The organism is Candidatus Binatia bacterium, from assembly GCA_035631035.1.
GTDB lineage: Bacteria > Eisenbacteria > RBG-16-71-46 > SZUA-252 > SZUA-252 > DASQJL01.
Genome location: DASQJL010000076.1, coordinates 69265 through 81097 on the forward strand (window position 1 = coordinate 69265; position 11833 = coordinate 81097).

The window sequence follows — 11833 nt, forward strand, 5'->3', positions numbered from 1 at the left end:
CCGCGTCCTTGCGCCCGACGGCGCGCCTCTGGTAGCGTCCCTGTCCCCGGCCCATGCGCACCGCCGCCCGTAGCGCCGCCCTCATCGCCTTCTCCGTCGCGTGCGGCTACGCGAAGCCGCTCCTGTTCCCGGTTCTCTTCTTCGTGGAGCTTTTCTCGGTGGCGGTCTTCCTGTCGGGGGTGATCGTGGGGGTGGGGTGGGGAATGTGGGTGGCCGCCGCGGCGCGCCTCATCTTCAGCGTCGCCAACCCGTACGGCCCGCTGCATCCCTGGGTGCTCGCCGCGCAAGTCGTGGCGGCGGCCCTGATCGGCGCCATGGGCGGGCTGGTCCGGCGGGCGCTCACGGCGTCGTGGCTTCAGGCCGCCCCGGCCCGCGCCGCCTTCCTCGGTGCATGCGGATTCCTCGGGACCGCGGCCTACGACCTGATCACCAATCTCGCCCAGGGGATCGTGTTCGGCTCGCTTCGAGCGGCCCTGGCGCTGGGCGTGCTTCCCTCGCTGCAGCACATCGCCTCGAACACCGCGATCTTCGCCATCATCGGCGGCCTAGCGGTTTCGTGGCTGCGCCGCGATCCGCGCCTCCTGAGCCATGCGGCGTAGGCTGCTCCTCGCGGCGCTGCTCGTCGCCGCGGCTCTCCCGGCGCCGGCGCGGGCCCAGTCCGCGGCGCCCGCGGAGAGCACGGTCACGCGCCCGATGCCGCTCGTGGATTCGACCTCTGTCATCCCGGGCGGCGCCGTCCCGGTGCTCGATTCGACGGTCGTCCTCCCCGCGATGGTGCGGAACCTCCCCGGCGCCGCGCCGCCCGAGTCGCTGCCGCGGCCCGATACCCTCGGCCTGACGCTCCGCGCCGACATGCTGCGGAAGCGCGGCGACGTTTCGCTCGCACAGCTGCTCCAGGGGCGCCGGCCCGTGTGGATCGAGACCGCGCCGGGCTTCGCGCCGCTCTTCGGCGCGCCGCGGCTCCTGGACTCCGGCGATCCGGTCTCGCCCGATCCGGGGCCGATCGCGGCGGACCGCGCGACCGATCGCACGGCGATCGCCGACTTCACGCACCTGCTCGGATCCGGGTATCCGCTCGGCGTGCCCGGCTTCGCGACGGCGTGGGAGATTCCGGAGACGCGCGGCATCGATGCCTTCGACGAGGTCGCGATCGACTCCTCGCTCGCGCCCCACGCGCTTCTCGGGGCCGGGGATCTCTTCGCGCGACCGGGCGCGGTCCCGTTCGACGCCCTCGCCATGCCCGATCCGCCGGCGCCCTACCGCGTGCGGAGCGCACTCCTCTATCGGAAGGGCGCCGGAAACCTCCTCGATACGGGAGCGCGCTTCTCGTCTCCGCTTCTGGCGAATGGCGTCGCGGGCTCGTACGTGCGGCACGCCGCGGAGGCGCTGACGCCGTTCCTGAGCTCCATCTCGACGCGCTATACGCTGGCGGCCGGACTGACGCGCGGGGGCCCGCTCCGCTCCTGGGTGGAAGGGCGGCTCTTCAAGATGCGCATGGAGACCGACTACCCGGGGGGCTATGAGAACCCCGAGTTCGGCTTCACGCCGCCGACCCGCGCGCGCGCCGAGTGGGCGTCGCGTGAGGCGACCCTGCACGCGATTTGGACCGGAGGCGGCGTGGTCGCGTCGGCGGCGCTTCGCGCGGGGAAGTCGCAGGCGACCCAGATCCGCTACGACCTGGGGCGCGAGCGGTGGGCCTTCCCGGAGATCGCGGCCGAGGCGCGGCTCGCCGGCGGCGGAGCGCGCGCCTCGGAGGGTGAGGGACGCGACTCGCTGGCGCATCGCCCGGGTCCCGCATGGTCCTGGTCGCTCGAGGGGAGCGGATCGCGGCGGCGCGTGGACTACCGCTCCGACGACACCGCGTTCTTCCCGCGCGTCCGCGCCGGGCGCGCGGCGGCGACGCTGCGGCGCGCGGGCCCGGACGGCGGCGCCGAGGCGGCGGCGGCGGCGGACTTCCGCCTGGGAGACCCTTTGCTCGTCGATGGACGGCTCTCCCTCTGGGGCGCGCGCGGGCGGGCGCGCTTCCGCCTGGACGCCGAATCCGCGCACGAGCGGCCCACGATGGTGGATCTCTTCACCCCCGCGCGGGTCGACACGATGCCGAGCTCCGTGGCCCCGACCCTCCTGCTCGCGCGCGGCGGCGACGCATCGCTCGGCGCTCGCTCGCTCCGCGGCGTGCTCGCCGCCGCGGCGTTTCGCGCGCGACCCGGCGTCGAGCTCTACGCGTTCGGCTCGGCGCGTCGCGTGACCGACGACTTCGGCTGGACCGCCGAGCGCTCGGTGTCCGGCGACACGATCCTCATCGTGGACGCGGCGCGGGAGCGGGGGAGCGGCTGGGCGTTCCAGGCGGCGGCGGGAGGCGACGCGGCCTTCGGGCCCTTCACGGCGCGCGGCCTGGGCTGGCTGCGGGGCGGCGCCCAGGGGCTCGCGCCGCGGGCCGGCGCCCCTCCGCGGGCGGGACTGGACGCGTCGGTGGGGCTCCGCGCCAGCTTCTTCCAGGGCGATCTGCCGCTCCAGCTCGAGCTGGTCGGGCACGCCACCGGCCCCCGACATGGGATCCTCACCGCCCCCGCGCTCGCGACGTGGGATGCTCGCCTCCACGCGGACTTCGGGTCGGCGGGTCTCTTCGCCACCGTCACGAACCTGTTCGACGCCACGGTGCCGAGCGCCGTCTATCTCATCGACGAGAATCGCGGAGCGCCGCTTCCCGGGCGCGCGCTCACCGCGGGAGTGATCTGGCACATCCAGGACTAGGAGGCGGCGATGTGGGGCCGGGAGATGCGGGCGGGGCTGGTCTTCGTGCTGGTGTCTGTGGCTGCGGGCGGCGCGTTTCGAGGATGGCAGCGGGAGCACCGGGAGCGCTTCGACGAGATCGTGGCGTCGCTCGTGGAGGCCGATGCTCGTGATGCCTCGTCGGGGCGCGCGTCCTCGACGGTGGCTGGCGATTCGGCCGGGGCTGCGGCGGTTCCCGCCGTGAGTGCCCCCGGCGCGAGCCGCCTCGCACGGCGGGCCGCCGCGCCGCTTCGTCCCGCGTCGATCGACGTGGACCGGGCGAGCGAGGCGGAATTGCTTCGGCTGCCCGGGATTGGCCCTGCGCTCGCGGGGCGGATCGTCGCGGAGCGCGCGGCGGGCGGGCCGTTTGGGGGGCCGGATGGGCTCCTCAGAGTCCATGGGATTGGGCCTAAGACGCTGGAGAAGATCAGGCCTTTTCTGACTCCTGCTACGACACCCTAGCCCGGTTCCGCGCCGGTGGTCACGTCGGCCGTTTGCGGCTGACCGCGCCGGCGCGGTACATGGCGCGGTACATGGCGCGGTACATGGCATTTTGAACGATGCTCTTCGCACGGCGCACGGTGGATTGCGCCTCGCCGGGCGCGGCGCATGGTCCGGCCGGCCCATCTAACCCCGCCGCTGCCGCCCGCTTCCCCGGCCGCGCCCCTCGTGGCTGGTCGTGGCACCCCTCTTGCGAATCCGAAATCGGCGCGATTCCGCGCGTTCCGCGAAAGATCGCGGGCCGGGACGCCGAAGACTCCCTCCGTATACGAACGCACCGTCGCGACACAACCGAGGGGATACGTCTGTGCAGCAGGAGAACGTCGGTCTCAAGCTGCTGGAAGCGCGTCTCATTTCGCCCGAGAACCTCCAGAAAGCGCAGCAGCAGGTCAAGACGGGCGGCGGCAATCTCACGGCCGCTCTCGTCAAGCTGGGCGCGATCAGCGAGGAGGATCTGGCGAAGTTTCTCGCGGAGCTCTACGGCGTGCCCGCGGTGGATCTCTCCAATTTCCAGCCCGATCCCTCCGTGGTGAAGCTGCTTCCGTCGGACGTGGCGAGCAAGTTCCAGGTGGTTCCGATCGCGCGCGCCGGACGCCGCCTCACCGTGGCCATGGCCAACCCGTCCAACATCTTCGCCATCGACGACATCAAGTTCATCACCGGCTGCGAGGTGCAGCCGGTGGTCGCGCCCGAGTCGGCGGTCAAGAAGGCGATCGACAAGGCCTACGACTCCGCAGCCTCCTTCGAAACGGTCATGAGGGGGCTGGACGACGAGATCGAGGTCATCGACGAGTCGCCGGACGACACGCCGGACGTGGCCCTGATCGGCGAGGCGGAGCAGGCGCCCGTCGTCAAGCTGGTGAACTCGCTCATCTCCGACGCGGTTCGCAAGGGAGCGAGCGACATCCACATCGAACCCTACGAGAAGAGCCTGCGCGTGCGCTTCCGCATCGACGGCACGCTCTACGAGATGATGTCGCCGCCCTTCCGCATGAAGGCCGCGATCACCTCCCGCTTGAAGATCATGGCCGAGCTGGACATCGCGGAGCGGCGCGTGCCGCAGGACGGGCGCATCAAGCTGCGCCTCCTCGGCCGCACGATCGATCTTCGCGTCTCCAGCCTCCCGACGATCTTCGGCGAGAAGGTCGTGATGCGAATCCTGGACAAGGGCAACCTGAACATCGACTTGAGCAAGCTGGGGTTCCAGGAGCAGGCCTACACCGACTTCTCCCGCGCGATCGCCCAGCCCTACGGCATGGTGCTGGTGACGGGGCCGACCGGCTCCGGCAAGACGACCACCCTCTACTCCGCGCTCTCGAAGATCAACGTCCCCGAGGTCAACATCATGACCGCGGAGGACCCGGTCGAGTACAACCTCGAGGGGATCAACCAGGTCCTCGTGAACGACGACGTGGGGCTCTCCTTCGCCGCGGCGCTCCGCGCCTTCCTGCGCCAGGACCCCAACATCATCATGGTGGGCGAGATCCGCGACATCGACACGGGCTCCATCGCCGTCAAGGCGGCGCTCACGGGCCACCTGGTCCTCTCCACGCTCCACACCAACGACGCGCCCAGCACGATCAACCGCATGGTCGACATGGGGATCGAGCCGTTCCTGGTCTCGTCGTCGACCAACCTGATCATGGCGCAGCGGCTCCTGCGCAAGGTGTGCAACTCCTGCAAGACCGACGTGAAGCTCCATCCCGAGGCGCTTCGCGAGCTGGGCCTCTCCGACGAGGACGCGCGCAAGGAGAGCTTCAAGGAGGGGAAGGGCTGCGTCGACTGCAGCAACACCGGCTACAAGGGGCGCGTCGGCGTCTACGAGGTGATGCCGATGAGCGCCCGGATCCGCGATCAGATCCTCGACCGGGCCTCCACCGCCGACATCAAGAAGCAAGCGGTGGCGGAAGGAATGCTCACGCTGCGCATGGACGCGCTGATCAAGCTCAAGAAAGGAATTACGACGGCCGAAGAGGTCTTGAAAGAGACGGCGTCCGACCGCTAGGCCACCCGGGGAGGGGAGATGGTTTCGCTTCGGCAACTGCTGGATGAGATGACGAAGATGCGGGCGTCGGACCTGCACATTTCGGCCGGCGTGCCGCCGCAGGTGCGCGTGGACGGATCGATCGTTCCGATGTCGCACCCGCCGCTCACCCCGCAGATGACGCAGCAGCTCGCCTACAGCGTGCTCACGGAGGAGCAGCGCAAGCGCTTCGAGACGACCAAGGAGCTGGATCTCTCGTTCGGCGTGCCCGGACTCTCGCGCTTCCGCGCCAACGTCTACCTGCAGCGCGGCGTGACCTCCATGGCCATCCGCCAGATCCCCTACGAGATCCTGACGTTCGAGCAGCTGGGGCTCTCCAAGACGGTCCGGGACTTCACGACGAAGCAGAAGGGGCTGGTGCTGGTTACCGGACCGACCGGGAGCGGCAAGTCCACGACCCTGGCCGCCATGATCGACCTGATCAACAGCAACCGGGCCGGGCACATCATCACGATCGAGGACCCGATCGAGTACGTCCATCACCACAAGAAGTGCATCGTGCACCAGCGCGAGATCAACTCCGACACGACCACCTTCGTCACGGCCCTGAAGTACGTGCTGCGCCAGGACCCGGACGTGATCCTGATCGGAGAAATGCGCGACCTCGAGACGATCGCCGCGGCGCTCACCATCGCCGAGACGGGGCACCTGGTGCTCGCGACGCTCCACACCAATTCGGCGTACGAGTCGATCAACCGCATCGTGGACGCGTTCCCGTCGAACCAGCAGCAGCAGATCCTCTCGCAGCTCGCGTTCGTGCTCGAGGGCGTCATGACGCAGCAGCTCATTCCCCGGGCCAAGGGTCCGGGGCGCGTCATGGTCTCCGAGCTCCTCATCTGCACCCCCGCGGTCCGGGCCGTGATCCGGGAGCGGAAGATCCACCAGATCTACAGCCTGATGCAGGCGGGGACGAAGCACGGGATGCAGACGATGAACCAGGCGCTCTTCCAGGCCTACGTGAACAAGCTGATCTCCCTGGACGAGGCGCTCGGCCGGAGCACCGACGTCAAGGAGCTTGAAGGGATGCTCGAGAAGGTCGGCGTCCACGTGACCGCCTAGGCCGCCCGGGAACGAGGGGGAAGCCGCGATGCCCGTTTACGTATGGAAAGGCCGGACCACCGGCGGGGAGATCCAGACCGGCGAGCTCACGCTCGACAGTCAGGAAGAGGCGCTCGCCGCGCTCCGGAAGAAGCGGATCATCATCACGTCGGTCCGGGAGAAGAAGGGCGACGTCAAGCTCAGCCTTCCGAAGTTCGGGACCGGCGTGTCCACGCGCGACCTGGCCATCTTCACGCGCCAGTTCGCCACGATGATCAACGCGGGCCTTCCGCTGGTGCAGTGCCTGGACATCCTCTCGAAGCAGACGGAGAAGGAGAACTTCCGCGCCATCATCGCGCAGGTCATGCGCGAGGTGGAGGCCGGCAACACCCTGGCCGAGTCGCTCGCCAAGAAGGAGAACAACCGGGTCTTCGACGAGCTCTTCGTCAACATGGTCGAGGCCGGCGAGGCGGGCGGTATCCTGGACGACATCCTCCAGCGGCTGGCCACGTTCATCGAGAAGGCCGAGGCGCTGAAGCGGAAGATCCAGGGCGCCATGGTCTATCCCGCCGTGGTCATGACCGTGGCCATCCTGGCCACCGCCTTCATGCTCATCTTCATCATCCCCACGTTCGCCAAGATGTTCACCGGCTTCGGCGCGGAGCTTCCGCTTCCGACCAAGATCGTCATGGGGCTCTCGTCGTTCCTCCGCTCCTACTGGTGGGTGATGCTGCTCGGCATCGTGGGAACGTTCGTCGGCCTCCAGCGTTACTACCGGACGGAGCAGGGACACATCGCGATCGACCGGTTCCTGTTGAAGATCCCGGTGCTCGGAGACGTCATCCGGAAGGGCGCCGTGGCCCGCTTCACGCGCACGCTGGGCACCCTGATCTCCTCGGGCGTTCCGATTCTCACCGGGCTGGAGATCACGGCCCGCACGTCGGGCAACCGCGTGATCCAGGAAGCGATCATGGCGGCCCGGGCCAGCATCCGCGAAGGAGAGACGATCGCGGCGCCGCTCCGGGTCTCGAACGTCTTCCCGCCGATGGTCGTGCAGATGATCTCGGTGGGTGAAGAGACGGGAGCCCTGGACGACATGCTCACGCGCATCGCCGACTTCTACGACGACGAGGTGGACACCGCCGTGGAGGCGCTGACCTCGCTGATCGAGCCGATCATGATCGTGTTCATGGGCAGCGTCGTGGGCGGCATGGTCATCGCCATGTACCTGCCGATGTTCAAGCTGATCAACGTGGTCGCGAGCGGGCACTAGGAACCCATGGAGCTCACGCGCCCGCCGCTCGTGCCGGGGCCGGACGAGGCGCTGCGGCGCGAAGTCCGCGCCGTGATCGTCGGCCGGATCGCGCTGATCACGCTGGTCACGGCCATGGCGGCCGCGTTCTCGGACCGGATCGCCGAGCCCGCCCAGAACGTGCCGCTGTCGTTCCTGGTGGCGCTCTCGGCCGGACTGGCGATCGCGTACCACCGGGCCGCGAAGAGCGGGGCGCCGCTCCGGTCGCTCCTGACGATGCAGCTGATCGTGGACGTGGCGGTGATCAGCTACCTCCTGCTGTTCACGGGAGGCGCGTCGAGCCCGTTCGTGCCGCTCTATCTCCTGGCGCCGCTCCTGGGGGGCGTCTTCCTGAGCGTGCAGGGGGGGATGCTCCTCGCGGTGGCGTCGGCGGTGGCGTACGCGGTGCTCTACGCGGCCGAGCGCGGGGGGATGCTCCCGCCCGTCTCGTACGGCCTGACGGAGCGGCTCAGCGAGTCGGCCCTGAAGCTCCGGCTGATCCTGTACCTGCCGCTCCTGTTCGTCGTGGGGGCGATCGGCGGCGCGCTGGGGCGAACCCTTCGCGAAGGACGGAGAGCGCTGGACGAAGCCCGCGCCGAGCTCTCGCGGGCGCTCTTCGACACCGAGACGATCCTCGAGAACCTCTCGAGCGGGCTCGCGAGCGTGGACGCGCACGGCGTGGTGCGCCACTGGAACCGGGCCGCGGGAGAGATCCTGGGACGGCCGGCCGCGGAGGTGCGGGGCCGGCACTACGAGACGGCGCTGGGCGAGGGATTCGAGGAGTTCCACACCCGCATCCGCGAGACCCTGGCGAGCGGGATTCCCGCCGCCCGGCATGAAGCGCGGGTGACGACGCGCGGGGGGCGCGTGGTCCCGCTCGGCATCTCGACGAGCGTGCTGGTGGACGCCGAGGGCGGGCGGCGCGGCGTCATCGCGCTCTTCCAGGACCTCTCGGACGTGAAGGCGCTGGAGGACCGGATCCGCCGCGGCGAGACGCTGGCCGCGATCGGCGAGCTCTCGGCGGGGATCGCGCACGAGATCCGGAACTGTCTCAACCCGATCGCCGGATCGGTCGAGGTGCTGCAGCGGGAGCTGCAGGTGACGGGGGAGAACGCGAGGCTGCTCGAGCTGATCGTCCGCGAATCGGAGCGCCTCGACAACTTCATCCGCGAGCTCCTCGACTACGCGCGCGAGCGCCCGCTCAAGACCGAGCGGGTCGACCTGGCGGCGCTGACCCGGGAGACGGCGGAGGTCGCGCGCCGGCATCCGAGCATGGGGGCGGGGAAGACCGTGACGGTGGAGGCGGCGGAGAAGCCGGTGTGGACGCAGGTGGATTTCGAGCAGACGAAGCAGGTGCTGCTGAACCTGGTCATCAACGCCCTCGAGGCCATCGAGGGCGCCGGCACCGTCACGGTGCGCGTCGACCCGGCGAACGGATCGCGAAGCCGCGGGCGCTCCGGTTTTGCGGCGATCGAGGTGCGGGACACCGGCGCGGGGATCCGCGCGGAGGACCTGCGCCAGGTGTTCGAGCCGTTCTTCTCGACCAAGCTGGGCGGGACCGGGCTCGGGCTGGCGATCGCGAACCGGATCGTGGAGCGCCACGGCGGCGCGGTGGAAATCGAGAGCCGGGTGGGCGTGGGCACCACGCTCCGGCTGTGGCTACCCCGAGCGGAGCGCCCGGCGAAGACCGTGGCGCGGGCCGCCTGATCAACCCCTAGAGCGAGGAAGGTCCTGTGGCCGGCGAGAAGATCCTCATCGTAGACGACGAAGAGAGCATGGTGCAGTTCCTCTCGATCCTCCTCACCAAGGAAGGGTACGACGTCCACGTGGCTCGCTCGGGGAAGGACGCGCTGGAACAGGCCGAGGGCGAGAACTTCGACGTGGTCGTGACCGACATCAAGATGCCGGGCGAGATCGACGGGCTCGGCGTGCTGTCGGGGGTCAAGAAGATCGATCCGTCGGTTCCGGTCGTGATCCGCACGGCGTTCGCGTCGCAGAAGTCGGCGATCGAGGCGCTGAACCGCGGCGCCTACCAGTATCTGGAGAAGAGCGCCAAGAACGACGAGATCCGCCTAGTCATCAAGAACGCCCTCGCCATGCGGCGGGTCCAGTCGGAGAACGTACTCCTGAAGCGGCAGCTCAAGCGCACCGACGACGCCAAGGAGATCATCGGGCACAGCGAGCAGATCCAGAAGGTGCTGAAGCTGGTGGAGAAGGTGGCCGACTCCGACTCGACGATCCTGATCGTGGGGGAGAGCGGCACCGGCAAGGAACTGATCGCGAAGCGGATCCACTATTTGAGCCGCCGCGCCGACGGGCCGTTCGTCTCCATCAATTGCGGCGCCCTGCCCAAGGACCTCCTGGAATCGAATCTCTTCGGCCACGTGAAGGGCTCCTTCACGGGGGCGGTCCGGGACCAGGAAGGGCTCCTCGCCGTGGCCGAGGGGGGCTCCTTCTTCCTCGACGAGGTGGGGGAGACCCTGCCCGCGACCCAGGTGAAGCTCCTTCGCGCCCTTCAAGAGCGGGAGATCATCCCGGTGGGCGGCACCAAGCCCCGCAAGATCAACGTGCGGCTGATTGCGGCCACCAACGCCGATCTCGAGCGGGCGGTCTCCGAGAACCGATTCCGCGCCGATCTCTACTTCCGCCTCAACGTGATCCAGATCCGCCTCCCGGCGCTCCGCGAGCGCAAGGAGGACATCGAGGAGATGGCGGACCACTTCCTGGGCAAGCTCACGCAGGGCAAGGAGCCCAAGACGCTGAGCCGCGAGACCCGCGATGCGCTTCTCAACTACGACTGGCCCGGGAACGTCCGCGAGCTGGAGAACGTGATCGAGCGGGCGGTGATCCTGAGCGACGACGGCGTGTTGACGCCGGAGGACCTTCCGGAGCGCGTCCTGGCCGGCGCCAAGGGACGCGGCAGCCTGGTCATCGACAATCCGACGCTGACGCTGGACGAGCTGGAGCGGGAGTACATTCTCAAAGTCTTGCACTACACCGGCGGCCAGAAGAAGCGCGCGTCGGAGATCCTGGGAATCAACCCGTCCACGCTGTACCGGAAGCTTCTCTCGTACGGACTCCTCTCCGAGCGGGAATCGGCCGAGGTGCGCGAAGCGATGTGATCGGAAACGGGGCGGTCGCGATGCGCGCCGTGCATTTTGTGTCGACCGCGAGATTGCACGTGCAGAACGCGTGATCCGCAAGTTCCGCGGCCCTCTGGTCCGATCCGGCCCGCCGCCAAATCCGCTGCGCGCCACGTCCTTGCGGCGGCTCCGCCCCCTTGCGGCCTCGGTGGCATGGCGGTTGCGATAACGCCGGGCATCGATGCCTGAAGGACGCAAGGCGGTCACGGAGGACCGGTATCGCGGAGGAGGTGGTTGGATGCTTCACAACGAGAAGGGCTTCACCCTGATCGAGCTGATGATCGTGGTCGTGATCATCGGGATTCTCGCGGCGATCGCCATTCCGAACTTCGTCGCCATGCAGGATCGCGCACGCGAAGGCAGCGTGAAGGCGAACATGCACAGCTTCCAGCTGGCGATCGAAGACTTCGCCGTGAAGAACAGCGGAATCTACCCGGTGGCCGGAGATGACGCCGCAGTGAAGGCGAACATGCCCGGCGGCAACTACCCGGTGAATCCGTTCTCGGGCGCGCACGACGCGTGGACGTGGGTGGCCCCGGCGGCAGCCGGCATCGTCGGCACCAGCGTGGTCTCCACGGCCGGCTACAACATCCAGGGCTACGGGAAGACGGCCCTGCTCACCCTGAACTTGACGAACGGTTGATGATTCGCGGCGGTACACACCCATCCATCGGAGGTGCCATGCTTCGCAACGACAAGGGCTTCACCCTCATCGAGCTCATGATCGTGGTCGTGATCATCGGAATTCTGGCTGCGATCGCCATCCCGAACTTCGTCGCCATGCAGGACCGTGCCCGCGAGGGCAGCGTGAAGGCCAACATGCACAGCTTCCAGCTGGCGATCGAGGACTTCGCCGTGAAGAACACGGGCACCTACCCGGTGGCCGGCAACGACGCGGCGGTCAAGGCGAACATGCCGGGCGGCAACTACCCGGTGAATCCGTTCTCGGGCGCGCGTGACGCGTGGACGTGGGTCGCTCCGGCGGCCTCGGGCATCATCGGCACGAGCGTCGTCTCGACGACCGGCTACACGATCCAGGGCTTC

Annotated in this window: 10 protein-coding genes; all 10 read left to right on the top strand. The window is 68.8% G+C overall.

The genetic code is table 11. From position 1 onward, the window contains the following. Positions 1 to 53: 53 nt before the first annotated feature. Complete coding sequence (locus VE326_08475) at positions 54 to 599, top strand: hypothetical protein (protein HYJ33241.1); 546 nt, start codon at positions 54 to 56, stop codon at positions 597 to 599. Further along, positions 589 to 2754 (top strand): hypothetical protein, encoded by a 2166-nt coding sequence (locus VE326_08480; protein ID HYJ33242.1) that lies wholly within the window; start codon positions 589 to 591, stop codon positions 2752 to 2754. Before VE326_08475 ends, VE326_08480 begins: the two co-directional genes overlap by 11 nt. Before the next feature lie 9 nt (positions 2755 to 2763). Further along, positions 2764 to 3234: a helix-hairpin-helix domain-containing protein gene (locus VE326_08485; protein ID HYJ33243.1), complete on the top strand. Its 471-nt coding sequence runs from the start codon at positions 2764 to 2766 to the stop codon at positions 3232 to 3234. A gap of 346 nt (positions 3235 to 3580) precedes the next feature. Further along, the gene (gene pilB / locus VE326_08490; protein ID HYJ33244.1) at positions 3581 to 5278 is read left to right on the top strand and encodes a type IV-A pilus assembly ATPase PilB; all 1698 of its coding nucleotides are present in this window, start codon (positions 3581 to 3583) and stop codon (positions 5276 to 5278) included. A gap of 18 nt (positions 5279 to 5296) precedes the next feature. Further along, the gene (locus tag VE326_08495) at positions 5297 to 6376 is read left to right on the top strand and encodes a type IV pilus twitching motility protein PilT (protein HYJ33245.1); all 1080 of its coding nucleotides are present in this window, start codon (positions 5297 to 5299) and stop codon (positions 6374 to 6376) included. Between the two features lie 28 nt (positions 6377 to 6404). Next, positions 6405 to 7628, top strand: a complete 1224-nt coding sequence (locus VE326_08500) for a type II secretion system F family protein (GenBank protein HYJ33246.1) — start codon at positions 6405 to 6407, stop codon at positions 7626 to 7628. Positions 7629 to 7634: 6 nt separating this feature from the next. Continuing rightward, entirely contained in the window at positions 7635 to 9353 is a 1719-nt protein-coding gene (locus VE326_08505) for an ATP-binding protein (GenBank protein HYJ33247.1), read from the top strand. A gap of 26 nt (positions 9354 to 9379) precedes the next feature. Beyond that, positions 9380 to 10768 carry a sigma-54 dependent transcriptional regulator gene (locus tag VE326_08510; protein HYJ33248.1) on the top strand — a complete coding sequence of 463 codons (1389 nt, stop codon included), beginning with the start codon at positions 9380 to 9382 and terminating at the stop codon, positions 10766 to 10768. Positions 10769 to 11027: 259 nt separating this feature from the next. Then, complete coding sequence (locus VE326_08515) at positions 11028 to 11432, top strand: type II secretion system protein (protein HYJ33249.1); 405 nt, start codon at positions 11028 to 11030, stop codon at positions 11430 to 11432. 38 nt (positions 11433 to 11470) lie between these two features. Then, positions 11471 to 11833: type II secretion system protein (locus VE326_08520; GenBank protein ID HYJ33250.1), on the top strand; the 363-nt coding region annotated here is incomplete at its 3' end.

What these genes read in the sequence shown, in the direction of transcription:
- VE326_08485 (HYJ33243.1), top strand. Translation starts at nt 2,764, where the DNA reads ATGTGGGGCCGGGAGATGCGGGCGGGGCTGGTCTTCGTGCTGGTGTCT.
- VE326_08480 (HYJ33242.1), top strand. Translation starts at nt 589, where the DNA reads ATGCGGCGTAGGCTGCTCCTCGCGGCGCTGCTCGTCGCCGCGGCTCTC.
- VE326_08475 (HYJ33241.1), top strand. Translation starts at nt 54, where the DNA reads ATGCGCACCGCCGCCCGTAGCGCCGCCCTCATCGCCTTCTCCGTCGCG.
- VE326_08495 (HYJ33245.1), top strand. Translation starts at nt 5,297, where the DNA reads ATGGTTTCGCTTCGGCAACTGCTGGATGAGATGACGAAGATGCGGGCG.
- VE326_08505 (HYJ33247.1), top strand. Translation starts at nt 7,635, where the DNA reads ATGGAGCTCACGCGCCCGCCGCTCGTGCCGGGGCCGGACGAGGCGCTG.
- VE326_08515 (HYJ33249.1), top strand. Translation starts at nt 11,028, where the DNA reads ATGCTTCACAACGAGAAGGGCTTCACCCTGATCGAGCTGATGATCGTG.
- VE326_08500 (HYJ33246.1), top strand. Translation starts at nt 6,405, where the DNA reads ATGCCCGTTTACGTATGGAAAGGCCGGACCACCGGCGGGGAGATCCAG.